The organism is Paenibacillus sp. FSL P4-0176, from assembly GCF_037975265.1.
Classification (GTDB): domain Bacteria; phylum Bacillota; class Bacilli; order Paenibacillales; family Paenibacillaceae; genus Paenibacillus; species Paenibacillus amylolyticus.
Genome location: NZ_CP150242.1, coordinates 5,081,079 through 5,105,671 on the forward strand (window position 1 = coordinate 5,081,079; position 24,593 = coordinate 5,105,671).

Annotated in this window: 21 protein-coding genes; all 21 read right to left on the bottom strand. The window is 47.5% G+C overall.

Annotation, left to right across the window (positions count from 1 at the left end; translation table 11 throughout):
* Window positions 1-4: 4 nt before the first annotated feature.
* The 21 genes from pgeF to mraZ all read right to left on the bottom strand — a co-directional run bounded on the left by pgeF (window position 5) and on the right by mraZ (window position 24,382).
* On the bottom strand, window positions 5-904 hold the full coding sequence (pgeF, locus tag MKY95_RS23760) for a peptidoglycan editing factor PgeF (RefSeq protein WP_036614856.1): 900 nt from the start codon (window positions 902-904) through the stop codon (window positions 5-7).
* 51 nt (window positions 905-955) lie between these two features.
* On the bottom strand, window positions 956-1,348 hold the full coding sequence (locus MKY95_RS23765) for a YlmC/YmxH family sporulation protein (protein WP_017687310.1): 393 nt from the start codon (window positions 1,346-1,348) through the stop codon (window positions 956-958).
* 174 nt (window positions 1,349-1,522) lie between these two features.
* Window positions 1,523-2,305, bottom strand: a complete 783-nt coding sequence (gene sigG / locus MKY95_RS23770; RefSeq protein ID WP_017687309.1) for an RNA polymerase sporulation sigma factor SigG — start codon at window positions 2,303-2,305, stop codon at window positions 1,523-1,525.
* Window positions 2,306-2,416: 111 nt separating this feature from the next.
* Window positions 2,417-3,139 carry an RNA polymerase sporulation sigma factor SigE gene (sigE, locus tag MKY95_RS23775; RefSeq protein ID WP_036614858.1) on the bottom strand — a complete coding sequence of 241 codons (723 nt, stop codon included), beginning with the start codon at window positions 3,137-3,139 and terminating at the stop codon, window positions 2,417-2,419.
* An 11-nt stretch (window positions 3,140-3,150) separates the two neighbouring features.
* Window positions 3,151-4,131 carry a sigma-E processing peptidase SpoIIGA gene (gene spoIIGA / locus MKY95_RS23780; protein ID WP_036614861.1) on the bottom strand — a complete coding sequence of 327 codons (981 nt, stop codon included), beginning with the start codon at window positions 4,129-4,131 and terminating at the stop codon, window positions 3,151-3,153.
* Window positions 4,132-4,392: 261 nt separating this feature from the next.
* Window positions 4,393-5,508: a cell division protein FtsZ gene (gene ftsZ / locus MKY95_RS23785; protein ID WP_017687306.1), complete on the bottom strand. Its 1,116-nt coding sequence runs from the start codon at window positions 5,506-5,508 to the stop codon at window positions 4,393-4,395.
* A gap of 150 nt (window positions 5,509-5,658) precedes the next feature.
* Complete coding sequence (ftsA, locus tag MKY95_RS23790) at window positions 5,659-6,942, bottom strand: cell division protein FtsA (protein WP_036614863.1); 1,284 nt, start codon at window positions 6,940-6,942, stop codon at window positions 5,659-5,661.
* Between the two features lie 293 nt (window positions 6,943-7,235).
* On the bottom strand, window positions 7,236-8,003 hold the full coding sequence (locus MKY95_RS23795) for an FtsQ-type POTRA domain-containing protein (protein WP_036614865.1): 768 nt from the start codon (window positions 8,001-8,003) through the stop codon (window positions 7,236-7,238).
* A gap of 58 nt (window positions 8,004-8,061) precedes the next feature.
* Window positions 8,062-9,345, bottom strand: coding sequence for a UDP-N-acetylglucosamine 1-carboxyvinyltransferase (gene murA / locus MKY95_RS23800; protein ID WP_036614867.1), 1,284 nt, complete (start codon window positions 9,343-9,345; stop codon window positions 8,062-8,064).
* 17 nt (window positions 9,346-9,362) lie between these two features.
* On the bottom strand, window positions 9,363-10,268 hold the full coding sequence (gene murB / locus MKY95_RS23805) for a UDP-N-acetylmuramate dehydrogenase (RefSeq protein WP_036614869.1): 906 nt from the start codon (window positions 10,266-10,268) through the stop codon (window positions 9,363-9,365).
* A gap of 149 nt (window positions 10,269-10,417) precedes the next feature.
* Window positions 10,418-11,527, bottom strand: coding sequence for an undecaprenyldiphospho-muramoylpentapeptide beta-N-acetylglucosaminyltransferase (murG, locus tag MKY95_RS23810; RefSeq protein WP_036614872.1), 1,110 nt, complete (start codon window positions 11,525-11,527; stop codon window positions 10,418-10,420).
* Between the two features lie 7 nt (window positions 11,528-11,534).
* Window positions 11,535-12,632 carry a stage V sporulation protein E gene (gene spoVE / locus MKY95_RS23815; protein ID WP_036614875.1) on the bottom strand — a complete coding sequence of 366 codons (1,098 nt, stop codon included), beginning with the start codon at window positions 12,630-12,632 and terminating at the stop codon, window positions 11,535-11,537.
* 48 nt (window positions 12,633-12,680) lie between these two features.
* Window positions 12,681-14,102, bottom strand: a complete 1,422-nt coding sequence (gene murD / locus MKY95_RS23820) for a UDP-N-acetylmuramoyl-L-alanine--D-glutamate ligase (protein ID WP_339194738.1) — start codon at window positions 14,100-14,102, stop codon at window positions 12,681-12,683.
* 3 nt (window positions 14,103-14,105) lie between these two features.
* Window positions 14,106-15,074, bottom strand: a complete 969-nt coding sequence (mraY, locus tag MKY95_RS23825) for a phospho-N-acetylmuramoyl-pentapeptide-transferase (protein ID WP_047843751.1) — start codon at window positions 15,072-15,074, stop codon at window positions 14,106-14,108.
* Window positions 15,075-15,086: 12 nt separating this feature from the next.
* The gene (gene murF, locus MKY95_RS23830; protein ID WP_036614967.1) at window positions 15,087-16,499 is read right to left on the bottom strand and encodes a UDP-N-acetylmuramoyl-tripeptide--D-alanyl-D-alanine ligase; all 1,413 of its coding nucleotides are present in this window, start codon (window positions 16,497-16,499) and stop codon (window positions 15,087-15,089) included.
* Window positions 16,499-17,986: a UDP-N-acetylmuramoyl-L-alanyl-D-glutamate--2,6-diaminopimelate ligase gene (locus MKY95_RS23835; protein WP_036614878.1), complete on the bottom strand. Its 1,488-nt coding sequence runs from the start codon at window positions 17,984-17,986 to the stop codon at window positions 16,499-16,501. Before MKY95_RS23835 ends, murF begins: the two co-directional genes overlap by 1 nt.
* Before the next feature lie 140 nt (window positions 17,987-18,126).
* Window positions 18,127-20,079, bottom strand: a complete 1,953-nt coding sequence (locus MKY95_RS23840) for a stage V sporulation protein D (RefSeq protein WP_036614879.1) — start codon at window positions 20,077-20,079, stop codon at window positions 18,127-18,129.
* Between the two features lie 94 nt (window positions 20,080-20,173).
* Complete coding sequence (locus MKY95_RS23845; RefSeq protein ID WP_036614880.1) at window positions 20,174-22,507, bottom strand: penicillin-binding transpeptidase domain-containing protein; 2,334 nt, start codon at window positions 22,505-22,507, stop codon at window positions 20,174-20,176.
* 12 nt (window positions 22,508-22,519) lie between these two features.
* On the bottom strand, window positions 22,520-22,948 hold the full coding sequence (locus MKY95_RS23850; RefSeq protein ID WP_036614881.1) for a hypothetical protein: 429 nt from the start codon (window positions 22,946-22,948) through the stop codon (window positions 22,520-22,522).
* Between the two features lie 27 nt (window positions 22,949-22,975).
* Window positions 22,976-23,926, bottom strand: a complete 951-nt coding sequence (gene rsmH, locus MKY95_RS23855) for a 16S rRNA (cytosine(1402)-N(4))-methyltransferase RsmH (RefSeq protein ID WP_036614882.1) — start codon at window positions 23,924-23,926, stop codon at window positions 22,976-22,978.
* A gap of 18 nt (window positions 23,927-23,944) precedes the next feature.
* Window positions 23,945-24,382 (bottom strand): division/cell wall cluster transcriptional repressor MraZ, encoded by a 438-nt coding sequence (mraZ, locus tag MKY95_RS23860; protein ID WP_017687291.1) that lies wholly within the window; start codon window positions 24,380-24,382, stop codon window positions 23,945-23,947.
* Between the last annotated feature and the right edge of the window lie 211 nt (window positions 24,383-24,593).

Genomic DNA, 24,593 nt, shown 5'->3' on the forward strand with positions numbered 1-24,593 from the left:
AGGGTCACCTCTCTTCCAGCCCAATCCAGCTCGCCATCCGCCCCGTAACACCATTTTCCTTCCGATAGGAGAAAAATAGTTCGGGATAACAACTTGTACACCATGTTGTACATTCGATATGATCCGGCATTATTCCTGCTTTCATCATAATGTGTCGATTACATTCTTTCAAGTTTAACATCGTTTTACCGTTATTCACGGCTCGATATGCTTGTTTAGAAGCAGAATCCTCGTATTTATCATTAACCGGGGAATCATCAAACCAAACCCGTACATGCTGCATGACCGCCTCATCCACTTCATAACAGCAATCCCCGATCGACGGACCGATTGCAGCTCGAATGTCCTGCCTACGGCTGCCATACTCCCGTTCCATCGTCTCCACCATGGATACAGCGATACCCGCGACTGTACCTTTCCAGCCGGCATGAGCAAGACCTACCGCCTGCTGCACAGGGTCATAGAAATAAAGCGGAACACAGTCTGCGTAGAAAGAAGTCAACAGCACACCAGGCGCATTCGTGACCAAGCCATCCGTATCCTGCAACGCAGATTGACGATCAAGTAATCCTCTGCTCCGATCTTCAGCGGTAATTACAGCCACATGTTTGCCATGCACCTGCTCTCCACAGGTCCATGCTTCTGCTGCAAAGCCAAGCTTCTCGGTTACAAGCCTGCGGTTGTTAAGTACAACTTCAGGGTCATCCCCCACATGATAAGCACAATTGAGCGTAGCATACGGAACTTTTCCAACTCCACCATGCCTCGTTGTAAACCCGACTGACAACTGTTCAAATTGTTGTGTCCAGGGCTCAACATATAATAATAACGGATCAGGACCGAAATCTGGATTTGGTTTTTTGGTCCGTTCAAGTAATTCTTTATCCAATACAAAGGGTTCCATTATCTCACCTCACCACTTCCAGTGTACCAAATGAGCCACATTCTGTCTCATTTATATCGTTCGACGCTGATTACGTTCCGACCGTTCAATGCGTTCCACTCGCTCTGTACGGTTATGCTGCTGTTCATCATACAGGCGCGCTTCGCGATCACGCTCGTCATACGTATTTTCCTTCACCTCATCCATCTTCACCAGTATCACATCTGAACCAATCTTCACAATGTTTCTCCAGGGAATCACCAGATCCGTTCCCCCGCCAAAAAGACCCATAAAACGGCTGTACCCTGGCACAACAATCGCTTCAATTCGTCCCTGCTTCAGATCTAACTCCAAATCACTGATCTGACCGAGGCGTTTACCATCCGTAATGTTAATGACATCCTTTGTCTGAAAGTCCGAGATTTTCATGCCTCGTGCCGCTACTTCGCTCGTATTTACTTTCATTCATTCCCGCCCCCTGTTATTCCTCTTCTGCCCGTTCTTCACGCTTCTATACAATATATGTTTCAGGGGCGAAAAATGTCCTGTTTTTCATCGAATGTGGAAACGGTCCAAAACAAAAAGACGACCAACGGTATACACTGCCCCGATTGATCGTCCTTCTGCCTTTGCATCGTGTTATGACTTTACATGTTTTTGCATCTGCTGTATCGCTGATTTCTCCAGACGTGATACCTGAGCCTGGGAAATGCCAATTTCATCAGCCACTTCCATCTGGGTTTTCCCTTCGAAAAACCGCATCGATAGAATCATTTTTTCCCGCTGACCAAGACGATGCATCGCTTCACGAAGTGCAATTTCCTCGATCCATGACACATCTTTGTTTCTGTCATCGCTGATCTGATCCATAACATAGATCGGATCTCCACCATCATGATAAATCGGTTCGAAGAGCGAGACCGGGTCCTGAATGGCGTCCAATGCAAAAACAACATCCTCCTTCGGCACATTCAGCACTTCCGCAATTTCGAATATCGTCGGTTCCCGGGAGTTTTTATTCGTCAGGCTGTCACGGACCTGAAGTGCTTTATAAGCAATGTCCCTCAAGGAGCGAGATACCCGAATTGGGTTATTATCACGCAGGTATCGACGGATTTCACCGATAATCATCGGCACCGCGTAGGTTGAAAATTTGACATTCTGGGATAAATCAAAATTATCAATGGCTTTCATCAGGCCGATGCAACCAACCTGGAACAGATCATCGACAAACTCCCCCCGATTGTTAAAACGCTGAATGACACTGAGTACCAGACGCAGGTTGCCATTCACTAATTTCTCTCTTGCTGAGCGATCATGGTGTTGCTGAAGGGAATGAAACAATTCCCGCATTTCAGTGTTGGTGAGGACAGGCAATTTTGCGGTGTCCACGCCACAAATCTCGACTTTGTTTCGGGTCATCGTGATTTACCTCCCAAGGAGAAACATTAATGTACATTATCTCCGGGGCAGGCTTTTTTATTCGTACTTGGCACCCTTGCCAGTAATACCCATTCTGACCAATGATGTATTTCAGACCATTTTATTGAACTCCTTGCGAAGTCTTTTAATGATTCTTTTTTCGAGTCGAGAGATGTAGGATTGGGAGATTCCGAGGAGATCGGCTACATCTTTTTGTGTCTTTTCTTCCCCATCCGTCAGGCCAAAACGAAGCTCCATAATCATTCGCTCGCGCTCCGTTAATTTCTCCAGTGCCTTGTGCAAAAGTTTCCGGTCTACCTGCTCTTCAATATTCCGATAGATTGTATCGTTTTCTGTACCCAATACATCGGATAATAATAGTTCATTTCCATCCCAATCAATGTTGAGCGGTTCATCAAAAGAAACTTCAGTTCGGATCTTACTATTACGTCTCAGGTACATCAAAATTTCATTTTCGATACAACGTGAAGCATAGGTTGCCAGTTTGATTTTCTTTTCCGGGTCAAATGTATTAACTGCCTTGATCAATCCGATCGCTCCAATGGAGACCAAATCCTCAATATTGATTCCTGTGTTTTCAAACTTTCGTGCAATGTACACCACCAGACGCAGGTTGCGCTCAATGAGCATCGCGCGAATGGCCGAGTCTCCCGAGGATAATTTTTGCAGCAAAAATTCCTCCTCTTCCCTTGTCAAAGGCGGCGGAAGTGCCTCACTTCCCCCAATATAATAGATCTCTTCGCTTTTGAGTCCCAATAAAAATAACAGACGGTAATATTGCAGCTGCACCACCAGTTTCCATTTCACAAGCATGTACGTTCCTCCTATACCACATTCAGCGGCTTTTCTGTTGCTCCCGCAGAGAGAGCCGTAGACTGCGCAGAAGCAGCGTCTTGCACAAGTTCAGGATGAATCACGGCCTGGTATTTCCCATCCGACGACAAAACACCTCCATCCAGCCCAATAAGTACCCTTGTCGTCTCATAACATGTTTCCTCCATCGTCACCTTCACCCGGTCCGGCTTCATTGCCAGCATAAACGCAGTCCCTTTGTTAATGCCCCGATAAGGCACCAGCCGCAGTCGATCCTGCCACTGAAAACTTTCCTGATCAAGCTCCAGAATAAGGTTGTCCGGCGCCTCGTCCTTGAGTCTACCCTTCCATGAAGCGGGTAACATGTCTTGCCATAACGAAACCTCCATCACCATGACCGGCATGCGCGATAAGGGATCTGTAAGTTGATTGCCCGTATCCAGAAGGCCTGTACAAGAAATGACTACCTCATCGATGCAGACCTCAACTTTACCCAAATAGGTCGTCATGCGATCCGTTTTCCGTTTTGAGCTCTGCACAGCTTTGAATAAAAACAGGACAGAAAAAAATACGATAAACGTGAACCAGAAAGCAATTTTCAGATCAAATGACATACCGCCAGAAGCCGTGAACCAAATGCCGTTAAACAACTCACCGGAGCTCTGAAGCATGTAATGCACACCCAGAATACCTCCGGCAGCGACAAAATTAATCACATAGAAGGTACCTAGCGTCCTCGCAAAAGCCTGCAGACCTTTAAAACCAAAAGCAATCGTAAGCATGACCAGCGAAAACCCGAACTTGATCAGAAAGGTGAACATAAAATCAAACTCCGGTACAAACATCATGACCACGTATAATGCACCCACAATGGCTGACAGCAACCATCGCCACCAAACCAGCTTTGTCTTGCGCATCCAGGCGGTCATTCCGATGAGTGCACCGTCAATACACAGGTTTGTCAAAAAAATTAGATCCACATAAACAACCAAAGTCTTCACCTGCCTGCGCGCAACATATCGAAATACCGGTACCCGATATCCTGATATTCATGAGCATATTCACAAGTATACGGAGCCCCCTGTTCAAAGTCTGTCTAATCATGGGGGTGTGGTTCCAACTTTTTTTGTCGGAATTGCTCAGGCCCTTTGTTCAGAATTTGTTCATTGCTGTATGCTATGATATCTAAATAAACAGAAAAAACCCGGTCGCTCCATAAGGAGTACCGGGTTTCCAATAAATTGATTTGCGTATTAATCGTTGTTATTATTGCGTGAACGATTGCGTAAAAATGTCGGAATGTCCAGCTGATCATTGCTCGGCTGATTTCCGAAAGGACGCAGGTTCGGCGAACGTGTATCCGTCGTCTCCGCTGTTGCTGGAGCTGGCTTACGTCCTGGTGGTGGTGGAGCAGGTTTATCTTCAAAACCGGTTGCAATAACCGTAACCTTAATCTCCTCTTTCAGGTCTTCGTCAATGATGGCACCAAAGATCATATTCACTTCCGGGTCGGAAGCAGAAGTTACGATCTCTGCCGCTTCGTTCACTTCATACAGGGACAGATTAACGCCACCCGTAATATTCATGATTACGCCGCGAGCACCTTCAATAGAAGTTTCCAGCAAAGGACTCATAATGGCTTTCCGTGCTGCTTCTGCGGCACGATTCTCACCAGTTGATTCACCAATCCCCATAAGGGCTGAACCACGTTCGTGCATAATCGTTTTGACGTCAGCAAAGTCAAGGTTGATTAGACCCGGTACAGCGATCAAATCAGAGATACCTTGTACAGCTTGACGAAGTACGTTATCCGCTTGACGGAATGCTTCAAGCATAGGAGTCTTTTTGTCTACGATTTCGAGCAAACGATCATTAGGAATCACGATCAGTGTGTCGACTTTTTCCTTGAGAGCTTCAATACCTTGCTCTGCATGGCTGGAACGCTTGCGTCCTTCAAATGTAAATGGACGAGTTACGACACCAACGGTAAGTGCACCACACTCTTTAGCGATTTCGGCAATAACCGGAGCCGCACCTGTACCTGTACCACCGCCCATACCGGCTGTAACAAATACCATGTCTGCACCTTTCAACGTGTTCATGATCAGATCGCGGGACTCTTCCGCTGCTTTTTTACCTACATCCGGGTTGGCGCCAGCACCAAGACCACGAGTCAATTTATCACCGATTTGCAATTTATGCTCGGATTTCGCCAGGTGTAACGCCTGAGCATCCGTATTCACCGTAATAAATTCAACACCTTGTACACCATTTTCAATCATACGGTTGACTGCATTGCTTCCGCCGCCGCCTACACCGATGACTTTAATTTGAGCCAAGCTCTCCATCTCGAAATCAAATTCCAACATATTATTCCATCTCCCCCTCAATGTGCATGGATGGCCCGTCCAATTTTTGATTTGAACCGAATCAATTTCATATATCGACGAACGAAAGCGTTTATTTTAGTACCGGCGCATTCAGACGGCTTCAAGAATGTATGAAATGGATCCAACCTGTTATATAAATTCGCTGAACATATTCTTCAGCCGCTCGAACAGACCGGGTTTTTGCTCCGATTCCTGTGCCGTATTTGGCTTCGGACGGTTGGTCGGTTTCTTGTTGTTATTATTGTTATTGTTATTTCCACCGCCGTTATTGATCGAGGGACGAATGCGCAAACTGCGAATTACACTGTGCAATATGCCGACTCCGCTTGTAAACCCGGGGTCACGCACACCAATATAATCCGGAACTGCAACTCGTACCGAAGCAGCAAGCTCATGCTGAGCGACCTGCAGAACCCCCGGCATAGAGACCGTACCTCCCGTTAGTATATAACCTCCAGGAAGCTCGTTGTAACCAAGACGCTTCACTTCTTGGGATATCATCTGGAATATTTCTTGAACCCTAGGTTCAATAATTGCTGCCAGATCCTCCTGTGAAAACTCCTTGTCTACATTACTGCCAATTCGGGTGACTTTGAACATCACATCCGCAGCAGCATCATCCAACCAGGCACAGCCATATTTCAGTTTCACCTTCTCCGCCTGATCCGTTAACGTGCGTAAGCCATAGGCGATATCATTTGTTACGAATTCCCCACCTATAGGCAACGTTGATGTTGCAACAAGACTGTCTTCTTCAAAAATGGCGATGGTTGTTGCACCTGCTCCAATATCAACAAGCACTGAACCCATCGTTTTTTCATCTTTGGACAAAGCCAGTTGACCCGCTCCAAGCGACATGAGAACCAGATCGCTTACTTTCAGACCCGCTTTTTCCACGCAGCGCAAAAGATTATGTATCGCGGTTTTTGCACCCGTTATGATCGTTGCTTCAACTTCCAGACGAACACCAATCATACCACGGGGGTCCTGTATGCCCTCCAAGCCATCCACAACATATTGCTTGGCGACAACATCAATAATTTCCCGTTCCGGCGGAACTGCAATGACTTCGGCTGCTTTCAACACCCGTTCCATGTCTTCTTCTCCGATTTCACGATCCTCGTTAGACACAGCCACGACGCCGTGACTGCTCATCAGTCCGATATGATTTCCCGAGATTCCAACATACACTTCGGATATTTGAATACCTACCATACGTTCTGCATGATCCACTGCGTTGCGAATCGACTGCACCGTCTGATCGATATCTACGATTACACCTTTGCGAATTCCCTCCGAGTCGGCAGATCCAACTCCTATAATATTAAAGGTTCCATTATTCATTTCCCCAATAATAGCGCGAATTTTGGATGTACCGATGTCCAAACTAACAATGATGTCATTGTTGCTCAAGTCTGTGGCACCTCCTGACTCCAATAGTAAATTACGTTCGAATTTAAACACTCTTAAAACATATTCAACACACTTCAGGCTTTCCCTCTTTTTTCTACAATGTTTTTGGGTGTCAAAATCTGGTTGCCAGACATAAAACATTGAAGAAAAAAGAAGGAGGCAACTCATGTGCCATAAGTTCAAGTGTATCATTTTTTCTTCATCTCAGAAAGAACAAGTTTCATTGCTCTGACGGGGTCAAACCCCGACCTGCCTAGGCTTTCATATTCAGTCCAGCCTCATCATGGCAAAGATCAGGGGCTTGCTCCTGGTTCAGCATCATCTTCCGGGTCATCCGGGATGAAAGGGACATAGGTATCTGCCTCAAGCATGGTGATTTTCCCAGGCCGTTCGGTCTCAATCACCTGATTCAGATACTCCACTTTATCCGATAAAAGAGAGACGGTTGTAATCACTTCAAACTGCGATTTGGTATACATCCGAATCTGATCCGGAAATGAAGGCGTTGGATTCGGAATAATTTCCGAAATATCCGTCGTCAATTCATTCGGAATTTTAGCCAGTGTCTGGCTCAGTTTGGCTTTGAGTGGATCATCAGCCTTCCATTGGGTCAATATGGGCTTCTCCACAGCAACACCAATTGTTGCCGGAACCGTCAAGCTTGTCCCACTGGCTAATATCGCTTTTAGCGTACCGTCAGAACCAAGCTCATAAGCAACCGTGGCATATTCCTGAACCTTGATATGGATAATCCCCGGAAACTTTTTGTCCACGGTAACGGTGGAAATCGCCTTGATGGTCTTGAGACGCTCAATAACCTCGGCAGTACTTGTCCCAAAAAATTGTTCGCCTTCTTTCAGCCCGCTTTTCTCCAGCAGTTCTGAAGTTGCTGTATATACATTACCCGTAATTTCAATTGCCGAAATCCGACTCATGGAAGAACGAAAGAATAATACAGCCAGCAATACAATAAATAATAATAAGAGAATAATTACAATTTTGCGGCTTGTGTTTCCTTTTGGCCGATTCTTCTTCAGAACCGGAATTTGACTTTTAGGCATAAGTAGCGCTCCACAAAGCCTCAGGTCCCCTCCCTTCAAGAAGGGGACTCCAAGGACGTTAATTGGCAAAATCCAACTGTTTCGAAACGGGCGACTGTCGCTCAACCGATGCTCCAAGACTTTGGAATAACTTCTCGATCTGATCGTAGCCCCGGTCAATATGATGCACTTGCTCCACAACCGTTTTGCCTTGAGCAGCCAGACCAGCAATGACCAGAGCTGCACCTGCACGAAGATCGGTTGCTTCTACTGTAGCCCCGTACAGACGGGGAACACCACGGATAAATGCTGCGTTCAGATCGACTGAAATATCAGCCCCCATCACATTCAGTTCATCCACATGTTTGAACCGGCCCTCGAATACCGTTTCCTTCATCACACTGAATCCGTCTGCCAAACTGAGCAGCACCATGATTTGCGATTGCAAATCTGTCGGAAACGAAGGATACGGAGAAGTCACAATACGGTCTACTGATTTGGGACGGCTCATACAGCTCACCGTCATTATATCATTGCAGACTGTGATTTGAACACCAGTGCGCTTCAATACATGTATAAGTGAAGTAAGATGAGCAGGATTGCAGTGTGTAAGCGTAACATTGCCTCGTGTTGCTGCTGCTGCAATCATCACGGTTCCGGCAACGATTCGATCCGGTATAATCTCATAGGAACAAGGTTTCAGTTTCTCAACGCCATTGATCGTGATTGTATCCGTTCCTGCACCAATAATGCTTGCACCCATAGCATTCAAAAAGTGTTGCAGGTCCTGGATTTCAGGTTCTCTTGCGGCGTTGCAGATGGTTGTCGTCCCTTTAGCCATAACGGCTGCCATCATGATATTCTCCGTCGCTCCCACACTCGGGAAATCCAAATGAATATCTGTACCCACCAGATTGTGCCCATGACAGATAATCTGTTGGTCCTGCTCTTCAATCAAAGCTCCGAGCGCTTCCAGGCCCCGGAGGTGAAGATCAATTTTGCGTTCTCCAATGGCACAGCCGCCTGGCTGATACACTGACACTTGCCCAAACTTAGCCAGCAATGGTCCCATCAAAAAAATGGAAGAGCGCATCTGCTTCATTAGATCTTCTGGCACATCATATGACCGGATAGACGAGGTATTAATCGTCACTGTTCCCTGTTCATGCCGACACGTGCATCCAAGCCGTTCCAGGATATACAGCATCACTTCAATGTCCAGCAAGTGTGGAACGTTATGCAGTGTAACTTCTCCATCTGCCAACAAACTTGCGGCCATAATCGGTAAAGCGGCATTTTTTGCTCCATGGATGCGTATGGATCCTGAGAGGGGTTTCCCGCCTTCAATCACCAATTTGTCCAATGTATCACCTCCGGGGTTTACCGCTCACCCACTACGAAGACTTCCGGTACCAGGTTAATACCGTTTTGAGATGATATAGTGCTCTGTATCTGCTGCATTAGGGTGATAACGTCCTCTGCTGTTGCTTGGCCTGTATTAACAATGAAATTGGCATGCATGGTGGATACCTGTGCGCCTCCCTGGGTCATTCCTTTCAGCCCTGCTGCTTCAATCAGGCGGGCTGCATGATCACCCGGTGGATTTCGGAATACACTACCTGCACATGCCATCTGCAGTGGCTGTGTGCGGCGTCGGCGATCTTTGTAAGCCGCCATCGTTTCCGAAATGACGTTGCGCTCTCCATGCTGGAGTTCAAACGTAGCTTCCAGCACGATGCCTCTCCGATCATGCAGAACAGAGTGGCGGTAGGCAAAATCCATGTCCTCCTTGCTGTAACGTACCAATTCCCCTGTCTCCAGTACAATCTCAGCGAATTTGAATATCCGTGACACATCCGATCCATGCGCGCCTGCATTCATGTATACGGCTCCACCGACAGTGCCGGGGATACCGCTGCCGAATTCCAGACCGGTCCATTCCTTTTTGGCAGCAACCACACTGAGTTTAACAAAAGAATGCGCCGCTCCGGCGGTTACACCGCCTTCGTGAAATTCGGCATAATCAAAGCCCTCGCCTGGTTTCACCACAACACCACGTATTCCTTTGTCTGACACCAGCATGTTTGAGCCCCGTCCTAGTTGCATCCACGGAATCTGATACGTGTGAAGCAATTGAACGAGATTCATCATCTGCTCTTTATTCTCCGGAATGACCAGTGCATCCGCAGGACCGCCGATCTTCCATGTGGTGTATTTGGCTAGCCATTCGTTTTCAAGAACTCTGCCAACATTATTCTGGGATAGTAACGATATCCACTGATGCATGTTTGCTTCCTCCTTTGCTTCAAAACCGATGAGCACGGTATGTTCTGTTGTTACAGACCGTGTTCTGGCGCCATGGAACGATGGTCACGATTTATACGGTATCTTATGTCAGCCCCGTCTCGTGTGTGACAATCGCCCACAATCACACTTTATCGGTGTGCAGCAAGACGCTGAATTTCATGAACAAGCACTTCAGCTGCATCGGGTTTCCCCAGTTTTCGGGAGGCTTCAGCCATTCGTTTACGTCCCGATTCATCATTCATAATCTTGGCGATGGCTTCATACAGGACTTTGCCTGTAAGATCCTTCTCCAGCATCGTGAGTGATGCGCCTCCACCTTCAAGCGTGCGTGCATTGGCTTCCTGATGATTATTAGTCACGTTAGGTGACGGAATCAGGATCGAAGGAATACCCAGTGATGTAATCTCCGCAAGGAATGATGCACCTGCGCGGTTTACAATCAAGGATGTGCAGGCAAGCACCTCAGGCATATTATGCACGTAAGGCAGGACATGCAGGTGGTTTGGCATCGTACCCAATGAGCTGCGAATGGCTTCACGCGTTTCATCAAAATAGGTATCCCCTGTAACGTAAACGACATGTACATCATCCAGTTGTTCCAGCAATGGAGCCATGTCCACCATGGCCTGATTGATTGCTTTTGCCCCGCGACTGCCACCAACCACAAGAACAACACGGCTGTTCATCGGTACACCTAACGTGGCAAAACCACGATCACGGCTAGCTTGGGCTACCGTAGTCGCTCGCGGATTACCAGTGTAGATCACCTTTTTTGCGCCGGAAAACGATTTTTCAGAACCTTCAAAGCTAACGGCAACCGTGTCCACATAACGCATCAAAAATTTGTTCGTCAGACCAGGGATGGCGTTCTGTTCATGAATTATACTCGGAATCCCCAGTTTTGTTGCTGCATATACCACAGGTCCACACACATATCCACCTGTACCAATCACAACATCCGGTTTGAATTCCTTCAGCATTTTTTTGGACTTGCGTACTCCTTGAATGAAACGCATGACCGTCTTCAGGTTTTCGATGGACAATTTCCGTCGAAAGCCCGTAATATCAATGGATTTAAAAGGAATATTTTCTTGGGGAACCAGCTTACTTTCCAGCCCTCTGGTTCCTCCGATGTATAGAAATGTCGAGTCCGGATTCTCCGCCTCGCATTGTCTTGCTATGGCAACGGCCGGATAGATATGTCCACCCGTACCGCCACCGCTTAGAACGACTCGCATCGCATAGTCACCTCGCATAACGGGATAAATTCACTAAAATGCCCAGTGCTGTGAGCATGAGGGTCAATGATGACCCGCCGTAACTGATCAGAGGCAATGTAATGCCCGTAACAGGCATCATGCCAATGACAACACCAATGTTAATAATGACCTGTACGGCGACCATACCTACGATACCAACACCAAGCAGACTGCCGAAGGCATCCGGAATGGTCATGGCTACACGCATCCCTCTCCACACCAGCACCAGAAACAACAATAATACAATCATTCCACCTATAAAGCCGAGTTCTTCGGCCAAAATACTAAAAATAAAGTCCGTTTGCGGTTCAGGTACATAACTGTACTTCTGCCGGCTCATACCCAGTCCCAATCCCGCCAGTCCACCAGGACCAATTGCGTATAAGGATTGAATGATCTGATATCCGGCACCCAGCGGATCGGACCACGGGTCCAAAAACGCTGTGATACGCTGCAGCCGATAGGGTGCTGCTGCAATCAAAGCTGCAAACCCGGCTACGCCGCCAAGAGCAAGCAAGCTCAGATGTTTCATTCGCGCTCCGGCTGTGAAAATAATAAGCATCGATGCGCCCATCATCACGGTGCCAGTCCCCAAATCAGGTTGCAGCATAATAATCCCAAAAGCCAAACCGATCAATCCCAGCGGTGGCAGAAGCCCCGTTGTGAAGGTTTTGATTTTACCCGGTTCCTTGCTCAGCCAGTGAGCGAGAAACAGAATCATGCCCAGCTTCATGAATTCTGAGGGCTGAATACCGAACGAACCAATGCCCAGCCAACTTCGTGCACCACCGCGAACCACACCAATTCCTGGAATGAGCACCGCAATGAGCATAATAAAACAGGCAATCAATATAGGCTTGGCATATTTCCTCCACACCCGGTAGTCTACATTAGCAGTTACGAACATGGCTACAAGCCCAAGCACCGCAAACAGGGCCTGTCTTTTTACAAAATAAAATGAATCGCCATAGTCATGAAAGGCAAGCACCGAGCCCGCACTATATACCATAATAATGCCGATGGCAAGCAATGCCAAAATACAAATCAGCAACCAAATATCTGGTGCTGGTCGCGTCTGTTTCATCAGGAGGCCACCCCTTGCATGTAAGTAGGGGCTTTTCCACCCCCCTACTTACAAGTTATGCGCCGCCTCTTTAAAAATGCGTCCCCGCTCTTCATAGGAAGCAAACATGTCCCAACTTGCACATGCCGGGGATAACAAAACGACATCACCGGCACTGGCAAACTTCGATGCTTCCTGCACAGCAACGGTTAACGTCCGGGCAGCGTCCTCCTCATTATCGACGACCTTAATTTGCTTTAATCCGGCAAGTTCCGCGACCTTGGCAATTTTTGTCCGTGTCTCTCCAATTGCAACGACAGCTTTTACCCGTTCCTGGAACAAGGGTAACAACTCCATCATGTCTGATCCACGATCCAGCCCTCCTGCAATCAATACGACCGGTTCCTTGAACGAATTCAGGGCCATGACCGTAGCCTTTGAATTGGTCGCTTTGGAGTTGTTGTAGTACGCAGAACCATTATGCTCTAGAACATATTCAAGTCGGTGTTCAACCGCCTTGAAATCTGCAAGCGGAGCAGCCAGCACTGCTGGATCAGCTCCTGCCGCTACGGCAATGGCCACAGCGGCCATTGCATTTTCCACATTGAATCGTCCAGCGATGCCAATGTTCTCGATGTCAATAATGGTGTGGTGATTTCCCTTTTCATCCGCGTAGATAATCTGACGCTTCACATCATCCTCTTCTCCATCCACATAAGGAGGATCTGCATACACACCTGTATCCAATTTCTCTGTCACGGAGAAGGGGATCAATCTGCCTTTGATGTAAGGAACCAGACCACGACATACCGCATCATCCCAATTCAAGATGGCTACGTCGTCAGGCTGCTGATTGGCGAACAGTTTGGCTTTGGAAGCCACATAATCATCCATGTTCCCGTGATAATCCAGATGCGTCTCTGCAACGTTAAGCAAGCTGGCAATCCGAGGACGAAAATCAACCGTTCCTTTGAGCTGGAAACTGCTAAGCTCAACAACCATCCAGTTATCTGGAGAAGCTTGCTCTGCCGCTTCACATAGAGGTGTTCCGATATTACCGGCAACGATCGGGTTGAGGCCGGCATGCTCCAACATTTTACCCACCCAAGTGGTGGTTGTTGTTTTGCCGTTGGAGCCCGTAATCCCGATCATGGGTGCAGCACATAGATGATAAGCAACCTCTACTTCGGTCACCACTTCAATGCCCAATGCCAAAGCTTGCTGCACAGGAGCTGCATGGTAGGGGATACCCGGGTTTTTGACAACCAGCTTCACACCACTGTGAATCAGATCATCCGGATGCCCTCCGCATACAACAGAAATTCCCAAAGCCTCCAATTCGGAAGCTTCGGGACATTGATCTCTCTCTTTTTTATCATTTACTGTAACCTTCGCTCCGGCGCGATCCAGCACTTTGGCGACCTGTACGCCGCTTTTGGCCAATCCGAGCACGACTACTTGTTGTCCGCGATATGATTCAGGATGGTTCATGATCTACAACCCCTTGTTGAGATAAAGTCCAAGAGCGGCCAAAATTGCGCCTACCGCCCAAAAGGTAATAACAACCCGCCATTCTGACCAACCACTTAATTCAAAGTGATGGTGAATGGGGCTCATTTTGAATACACGCTTGCCACGAGTCTTGAATGATACCACTTGAATGATGACAGACAGGATCTCGATAACAAAAATACCGCCAATGATGACAAATAGAAGCTCTGTTTTGGTTACAATGGCTACCGCACCAATCGCACCGCCAATCCCCAGAGAACCGGTGTCTCCCATAAACACTTTGGCCGGATGTGCGTTATATACCAGAAAACCGAGTACGGCCCCGATCATCGCTGCTGCACACACTGCTGCCGGCATCGACGTGGCTTGCATCGCCACAATGGCAAACGCGCCAAAGGCAATCGCACTTACCCCTGACAGCAAACCATCCAGACCGTCGGTAAAGTTAACCGCATTGGTAATGGCAAGCATCATGAATACAACAAACGGATAATAGAACCATCCGGTCCAGTCAAACGAGAATGACGTTCCCGGAATAGAGATGGCTGTGCTGTGTCCATTCTGGATCAGCAAGAAACACATCACTGCACTGAAGAACAATTGGCCCAGCATTTTTTGTCTGGCCGTCAGTCCCAGCGAACGTTTGAACACAATTTTGATGTAATCATCCAGGAAGCCAATCAGCCCGAATCCCAGCGTAGCCACAAGCAAGACATAAAAGTCTGTATTCTTGACTGCCGAAAATTTCAAAAAGGCCAATGTGAACGCAACTAAAATGACGACTCCACCCATTGTAGGTGTTCCGCTTTTTTTCAAATGGCTCTGAGGCCCATCTTCCCTAACTTGCTGTCCGAATTTCATCCGGCGTAACAGCGGAATCAGGAGCGGTGCGGCAATCACCGCCAGAATAAATGAAACGCCGATTGTTAACAGTAATACCTGAAAATCCATGGGTTCACCCCTCTAGTCTACTCGATTCTGTAATGGTGCTATTTGTAGTGCTTCGACCACGTCTTCCAGCTTCATGCCTCTTGAGGCTTTGAACAAGACAACGTCTCTGGGATGTAGTTTCTCCAGTAGATAACGGGTCATTTCTTCTTTATCTATAAAAGCATGCACAGCCTCTGTAGGCATATGCTTGCTTGCTCCTTCAGCAATCTTGGCTGATAGCGGACCATATACCAGCACCATGTCCATTTTGGCCGATGTGATATACTCTCCGATTCCGTAATGCAGATCCTGCTCTTGGGGACCGAGTTCAAGCATATCACCAAGCACAGCCACTTTCATGCGGTATCCTTTCAGACCTTCTAGTACATCGATTGCGGCCTTCATGGAGGTTGGACTTGCATTGTATGCATCATTCAGCAGGGTTAGACCACTAACGCCTTGCGTAACCTCAATACGCATGCCTGTCAGTTTCAAGCGAGACAATCCCGCGGCAATCTGTTCCGTCGTCACTTTAAAATGACGGGCTACTGCCAAAGCAGCCAGACAGTTAACGACATTATGCGTTCCTAGCAGAGGTAGCGTAAAAGCATGTTCTCCAGACTGTTTGGTAGTGAAAACTACCCCGTTCTGCGCATTCATAAGTCCGGTAGGATAGTCATCATTATCGGTTTGCAGACCAAATGTAAACCGCTGCAATCCATCGGGTTGTTTCGTTGCGGGTTCTTCAAGGACTTGTGCAATTAAAGGCTCGTCTCCGTTGTAGATCAGTAACCCGCCAGGCTTCAATCCCGCAGCAATCTCGGCTTTGGCTCTGGCTATCTCCAGTCTGGACCCCAGCTGAAGCAGATGTGATTCACCAATATTGGTAATGACCGCTACATCAGGCTGCGCAATAACCGACAAATCGTTAATTTCCCCGCGACCACTCATACCCATCTCCAAAATGATAATCTCGGTATCCGGGTCCATGCTTAGTACAGTCAGCGGTAAACCAATGTGATTATTGAAGTTGCCTTGCGTCTTATGCACTTTGAACGTCGTTGAGAGAATGGCATCCACGATGTCCTTTGTTGTTGTCTTGCCGTTGCTGCCTGTAATGCCAACCACAGACGCTTTATTCTCCGTTAGATAAGCAGATGCGAGTGCTTGCAGTGCGACAAGTGTGTCGTCAACAACAATGACAGCTCCTTGTGGCGGAATACCATGATCCTTTTGCCAGATCGCCCCTGCAGCCCCCTTCTCTAGACAGGCTTGCACAAATTCGTGTCCGTCAAACCTTTCACCCACTAGCGGGATAAACAAACTGCCTTCCAGAGGTTTACGCGAATCGGTAAACACCCCTTCGACCATTACATTGCCATGAGCGGCAACGTCACTTAATGTTCCTCCACACATCTCGGCCAATTGTGCCAATGTTCTTTTTATCAATTGGATTTGCCCCTTATCGCTTCTTTGGCTATGATTCGGTCATCAAAATCGGTTTTGGTTGTGCCGATAATCTGATAGGTCTCGTGACCCTTACCCGCAATCAATACTACATCGGCTGGGCTTGCCATTTCAATAGCTTCATGAATGGCCTGGCGTCGATCCACAATCATCGTATAACGTTCAGCAGGAACGGATTCTTCAATCAGGCCCTGTTCAATGTCTTTGAGAATGAGATCCGGATCTTCTGTCCGTGGATTATCGGAAGTAACCAGTACAAAATCACTATAATTCGCAGCAATTTTCCCCATGAGAGGACGTTTGGTACGGTCCCTGTCACCACCACAGCCAAACACGCAGATTACACGCCCTTCGGCAAATTCTTTCACCGTCCGCAACACATTCTCCAGTCCATCCGGTGTATGGGCATAATCGACAATAACAGCAAATGGCTGTCCTTCGTCCACTCCTTCAACACGTCCATCCACGCCCGGAACCGTCTCCAGACTGCGCTTGATCTCTTCCAGCGGAATACCTTCCACCAGCGCTGCAGATATTGCTGCCATTGCATTGTACACATTGAATTTGCCTACCATGCGCAAGCGAATATCTGTGCTACCTGCAAATGTATCCACATGGAAAGAAGTTCCCTGAGACGTGATTGAGATTTGGGATGCGCGTACATCCGCCTTTTCACCCATGCCATATGTAATCACTTCAGCCGCAGTCACAGAGATGAAATAAGCCGCAGCCGGATCATCTGCATTGATGACAGCATATTTACGCTGTGTAACATCTTCCGTATAACCGTTACCCAGACGTGCAAAGAACAATCCTTTGGCCCCGCGATATTCCTCCATGGAATGGTGGTAGTCCAGATGATCTTGCGTCAGGTTAGTAAATACCGCAGTACGGAAATTCGTTCCCTTTACTCGCCCTTGTTCCAATGCGTGAGAAGAAACTTCCATAACACAGCAGTCCGTACCCTTCTGAACCATATCATGCAGACTACGCTGCAGATCAAGCGCCTCTGGTGTTGTTCCTGACATCGGGTAGGTGCGACCGTCATACCGCATTTGAATAGTACCGATCAATCCCGTCTTGCGTCCGTAATCACTCATGATTTTTTCAATCAAATAGGTGGTCGTTGTTTTTCCGTTCGTTCCCGTTACACCAATCATATTCATTTTCTGGCTTGGCGAGTCAAAAAAGAAATCTGCCAGAACAGCCATCGCAAATCGGCTGTCCTTCACCAGCAATTGTGGTACAGGCAGATCCAGCTGCCGTTCAACCACCAATGCAACTGCACCGGCATTTACAGCTTTTTCTGCATAATCATGACCATCTACCGTATGTCCCGGAAGACAGATAAACAGATCACCCGGTTTTACCTGCCGGGAATCTGTCTGAAGGTTTTGGCATTCTGTATTTGATTCGCCCACGAGGCGGGCGGTGGTCAGCATCGATGCAAATTGTTTTAAAAGCACATGAATAACCTCACTTTTCCAATTATACTTCTGTTTTAACATATGTCTGTATTTATTAATATCGTCAATACAACCCAATAATGAAACGCACTTGGATGAATTTTGTTGCGCTAGAAGCCTCAAACTACCCCTAAGCCCCGTTATTCATCCTTTGTGTGATCATGTGCATCGTTCAGTACATTCCCCATATAAATGCGGATAGTTGATCCCTGATCTACCCTCGCCCCAGGTTTGGGTGCCTGATTAATCACGTATTTACCACTGCCAGACTTCGCCAGCATAAAATTCATGTTCAGGTCTTCGTACAGATCTTCAACAGTAGCTCCTGTCAGGTCTGGGACTGTCACGATTTTGGTTTCACCATACTTGTATTCTTTGGCGACCTGATCCTTCCGAACAGGTACATTCATATAGTGCAAAGCATCTTCAAGGATGTTCTGTACAATCGGGGCGGCAACCACACCTCCGAACTGAATTCCTTTGGGATTATCAACTGCGGTATAGACCACAATCTGTGGATCATCTGCTGGTGCAAATCCGATAAAGGATACGATATGCTCGGTCGAGGAATAACGTCCGTTGATAACCTTCTGGGCTGTACCTGTTTTGCCACCGACCCGGTATCCATCAATGAATGCCGGACGCCCGGTACCTTTTGCGACAACACTCTCGAGTGCTTCACGTACTTGTTTGGATGTATTCTCCGAGATCACCTGACGAACCAGTTCCGGCTTGGCTTCTTCCATGACTTCTCCTGTGACCGGATGGACCCACGCTTTCGTAACATAAGGCTTGTAAAGTTTCCCCCCATTGATGGCCGCTGACACAGCTGCTACTTGCTGAATGGGCGTTACGGATACACCTTGACCAAAAGCCGTCGTTGCAAGCTCGACAGGTCCCACTCTGGACAGTTTGAACAGAATTCCACTGGCTTCTCCGCTAAGGTCGATCCCTGTCTTGGTACCGAAACCAAAGTCTTTAATATAGGAGAAGAGCGATTCTTTGCCCAGCCTCTGCCCCAAAGCCACAAAGCCCGGGTTACATGAGTTCTCCACAACTTGTAAGAAGGTCTGACTTCCGTGGCCGCCCTTTTTCCAGCAACGCAGACGGGCCCCACCCACCTCAACATATCCGGGATCAAAAAATTGATCCTGTTGCAGATTGACCTTTTTCTCTTCAAGCGCTGCTGCCAAAGTAATGATCTTAAATGTGGAGCCCGGCTCGTAGGTCATCCAGATCGGTAAATTTCGATTGTATATCTCCGCGGGATATTGCTGATAATCGGCAGGTTCGTATCCCGGCCTGCTGGACATCCCCAAAATTTCACCCGTTTTGGGATTCATCGCTATGGCCAATGCTGAGTTCGCCTGGAACTTCACCATGGCCTGATCCAGTTCTCTCTCCATGATGGACTGAATGGATTTATCAATGGTCAGCTTGAGGTTAAGGCCGTCCTTCGGTTCCACATACTTCTCGGATGAGCCCGGCATTAGCCTTCCGGCCGCATCGGACAAGTAGGACACACTGCCATTCAAACCATTCAGCTTATCATCATATTTCTTCTCGACACCCGTTAAGCCCTGATTATCAATGCCCGTAAAACCAAGAATATGGGCAGCCAAATCATCATAAGGATAAAAACGTTTATTGTCTTCAGCAACAACGATACCCGGAAGCTTCAAATCACGGATGCGCTGAGCTTTCTCCATCGTAATTTTGCGGCCGCCGGGTTGTAGTCGTACAATGAGTTCTCGTTTCTTGATGGTTGCGAGCACTTTTTCTTCCGTCATCCCAAGCAATGGGGCCAGCGCTTTAGCCGTCGTTTCAGCTTCTTTCACCTGAGCCGGAATGGCCATAATGGTTGGTGTTGTCACATTATAGGCCAGAGAGGTTCCATTTCGATCCAGGATCTCCCCTCGCTTGGCTGAGTAAGGAATATTACGCCGCCAGGATTCTTCTGCTTTTGCTGACAATTCAGGGCCTTCCCCGAGCTGTACATAAGCAAGCCTGATCATCAGAGCCGAAAATAACAAAACTAAAATCATTAAACTCCATAGCAACCTGCGCCGCAGATTTACGCTTGATCCCTTCACGAAAAGATCCCCCCACTCGTCCCAAAATCATGACATTCGTTCCATTCATGAATATTCAGGACAACCGGGGGTTAGAACAAGCTGTCAGAGCTCCCTAAGGAAGCGTAGCTCCGTTTGTTGCTGGATCGTCAGAGGATTCGGATTCATTGGCAGGAGCCTTGCTGTTATCTGTTTCGTCTGTTTCGTCGGTTTTAGCTTCTCCGGCCGAAGCCTCTTGTTCCTTCACTTCAGCTTCTGATGACGGATCAGAAGAGATTGGAGCCTCATCGGCTATACCTGTCACTGCAGCTTTAGCAGTTTGCAAGTTCAACTGCACAGTTCTCTGCTCACCTGCGACCTGCTCGGTTTGCTTCACGACATAACCCTCGCCCTTGACCGTAACCCCCACTTTCATGAGAGAAAGTACTTCTAGGGCATCCCGGAGAGATTCACCTGTTAGATCGGGAATCTTCATCTTGCTGCTTTCTTCCGTTAGCAGATAGATTCGTTGGCCTGGATTCATAGAGGCGCCAGCAACCGGATACTGCCGAATTACATTATCACCTTGACCAAGAGTCACATAAGCAATACCTGCGCTTAGAAGCTGGCTTCTGGCTTGTTTGGCTGTCTTGCCACTTAAGTCAGGCGCCTTGGCTTGCACGACAGAGACTTCTTTTGACTTTTTGTCAGGAGTTTTGGCTGTATCTTTGGGTATTCCCATGTATTGAAGAGTCTGGCTGACAATCTTTTTGAACACCGGCGCAGCTGCGGTTCCTCCCCCAATGTTGGTTCCATCCGGTTGGTCAATGACAACAAGTATAGCAATCTTCGGATTATTCACGGGCGCGAATCCAATAAACGATACAACGTCTTTTGACTTGCTGTATGCTCCGTTAACAACCTTTCTTGCTGTACCTGTCTTACCAGCTACACGGTAACCTTCAATATAGGCGTTACGACCGGTACCAATCGTTTGGTCTGCAACCACTTGTTCCAGATAACCGCTCACCAGTTTGGAAGATTCCTTGGAAATCACCTGACGAACAACTTTGGGTTTGATGACTTCCGTTGTTCCATCATTCGGGTTCTTGATCTCCTTCACCAGATGTGGCTCCAGCAATTTGCCGCCGTTGGCAATCGCAGAGATGGCTGCGACCTGTTGAATTGGTGTTACCTGTACAAGACCGTGACCGTAAGCAGCAGTAGCAATCTCGGATTTGTAAACCAGTGGCTTGATCGGGGAGGCTGCCTCATTTGGCAGATCAATACCCGTCTTTTTGCCGAAGCCGAATTCGTCTATGTAATGACGCAGACGTTCGCCGCCAAGCATGTTGTAACCCAAGTTAACAAAAGCAATGTTACTTGACCGTTTGACACCTTCGAGATACGAGATCCAACCATAGGAATGACCATTATCACTAATCGGGAAACCACCGATATACATGCGTTTGGATTCAAAACTTGCATTGGGATCGAAGAGTTTTTCTTCAACAGCCCCTGCTAGCGTAACTATTTTGAATGTACTACCTGGCTCATAGATGGATTGAGTAGCATGGTTGATAAAATTCTTTTGATCAGGTGTACTCCCATACGTATTCGGGTTAAAGGTTGGCCAGTTCGCCATCCCTAGAATCTCCATCGTGTTTGGGTCCGCGGCAATGACCGTCATGCTCAGTGGGTTATACTTGGCAACGGCTTCTTTCATTGCATCCTCAATGTAGAACTGGATCGTATCATCGATGGTCAGCGTAAGGTTCTTACCGTTCTGAGGTGGCAGATAGTTATCCTGTGAATCCGGAAGTTTAATGCCTTTGGCATCCTTCTGATAATTCAAATATCCATCTGTACCTGTCAGTGCTTCATCATATGAGACTTCAAGTCCATTGACAGCTTTCCCATCCCGGCTCATATATCCCAAGAGGTGAGAAGCAAGTGTTTCTTCAGGGTAAAAACGCTTCGACTCCTGAGCCATCACAATTGCATTACGAGCCTTGTACTCTTCTTGTAATTCCTCACGCAGTTCGTTGACTTTTTCCGCAAGCTCTGGACTTATCTTATATCCTTCACTGCGTACTTCACGTTGCTGAAAAAAATCGCCATTTTCTTTCTTCGCTGTGACTAGAGCACGCATCTCACTCTCATTTTTCCCAAGAAGGGCAGAGAGCTTCTCCGTAACAACATCCTGAATTCCGAGTTCATTAATTAATAACGGATTAACAGAAACCGTATACGCAGGGGCATCGGTAGCCAAAATATTACCATTTCGATCCGTAATCGTTCCACGTGCAGCCTTAATCGTCTGTTCCCGCTCTACCAAACCGGCTGCCCGTTCCTGCCATTCACCGCCATTCACAACCTGAATGAAAAAGATTCGGGTTACGAGTACAAGAAAAAAGAGGGTAATACATCCCCCTATAAGCAACGTGCGCATCTTTATTCTTTTTATCATCGGAACACCTCTTTACTTACTGCTTGCTGTATTCGAGGACGACTCAGTGCCAGTTGATTTCGTACTTGTTGAGCGAGGTACATAAATGACATCCTTACCGGAAGCTTCAACGTAACCAAGTTGTTTTGCATTTTCGATGACCTGGTTGTTCAATGTTTCTTTTTCCACTTGCAGGTCTGCAATCGTCTTTTCATACACCTTGATATCCGAAATAGTAGACTGCGCCTGCTTGTTCAGATCATAGATATGAGCATAACGAGACATCAAGGCTCCTCCAACAAGGATAACTGCAACCAGGGTAATCAGATACAAAATCTTCTCGCGTGCCGGAAGACCCGTACGACGGGTCACCACTTTGGTGGTTTCTTTGTATCGTTGCTGGGTCACACGTTCCTGGGACGCTTTTTCTTTTACAGCGAGATTACCACGTGTATATGCCATACTCCGATTCTCTCCTCCACTCTTGATCTACAATTTCTCGGCTACGCGCAGCTTGGCTGAACGAGCACGTGAATTTTCGGTCAATTCCGTTTCCGTTGGAATCAACGGTTTTCTGTTAACTAAACGCAGGGTCCCCTTGCCGCCGCATACACACAACGGAAAATCGGGTGGACATGTACATTTTTCCAGATAACTACTGAAAATCTGTTTACATATCCGATCCTCAAGGGAGTGGAAGGTAATAACAGATACACGTCCTCCTGGTGCCAGACAACGAACAGCCTGATGCAAGCCTTCTTCAAAGGCACCCAACTCATCGTTGACGGCAATGCGTAATGCCTGGAAGCTGCGTTTGGCAGGATGTCCACCAGTACGTCGAGCTGCCGCCGGGATGCCTTCCTTGATCAGTTCCACGAGTTCACCTGTCGTCTCAATGGTAGACTGCGCTCGTTTTCCGACGATAACACGGGCAATTCTTCTCGAAAACTTCTCTTCACCATAGCGATACAAAATTCGAGCAATCTCTTCTTCTGGCCACTCATTCACAATCTCTTTGGCCGTCAGCATTGCATCCTGGTCCATTCGCATATCGAGCGGAGCATCGTGATTGTAACTGAATCCACGTTCTCCTTCATCAAATTGCGGAGATGACACACCCAAGTCGTACAAAATACCGTCGACCTGTGGTGCACCATCCTTCATTGGTACATCCAGATCCTTGAGTACCTGTTCCAGATCCCGAAAATTGGTTTTCACCAATGTTACACGTTCTCCATAAGCTGCGAGCTTCTCGCGAGCATTATCCAAAGCCCAATCATCCTGATCAAGTGCGATCAGACGTCCCCCTGGACCGAGCTTGGAAGCAATCACGGAGCTATGTCCGCCACCGCCTAAAGTGCAGTCCACGTATATACCGTCCTGCTTGATGTTTAATCCCTCTGTTGCCTCTTCTTTGAGTACGGTTATGTGGTGAAACAACCTGCACCCCTCCTGACTTTATAAATCAAAATTAAAATCGACCAGCTTTTCGGCAATGTCGTTGAATGCTTCTTCGGATTGATTGAAATAACTCTCCCATATGCCTTTGCTCCAAATCTCCACCCGGTTCGACACGCCAAGAACAACACAATCCTTGTCCAGCTTGGCATACTCTCTTAAATTGCCCGGCAGATTTACCCTGCCCTGTTTGTCCAGTTCACATTCGGTTGCACCCGAGAAAAAAAACCGGGTAAACGCACGTGCATCAGATTTCATCAATGGCAGTGCTTTGAGCTTCTGTTCCATGACCCCCCACTCCTCCATGGGGTACACGAAAAGACACTGGTCCAAACCCCGTGTGACAACGAAAGACGGTCCCAGAGATTCGCGGAATTTAGCCGGAATGATCACCCGACCCTTATCATCAATGCTATGTTGGAACTCCCCCATAAACATTGGCCCACTCACTCCTCACCCGTTTCTCCCACTTTGCCCCACTTTCCACCACCTAAGCATAATAGATTCGCACAAAAAAATCAAAACCCTTCTTGCATGACTTGATTTTTTAATTTTTCAGCATAAAAAAAACGTCCTTGATCCTGTCACTCAGGATCAAAGACGCTTCCCTTAAACGGGCAATCGTATGTCTACCCGCACATGAGCCATA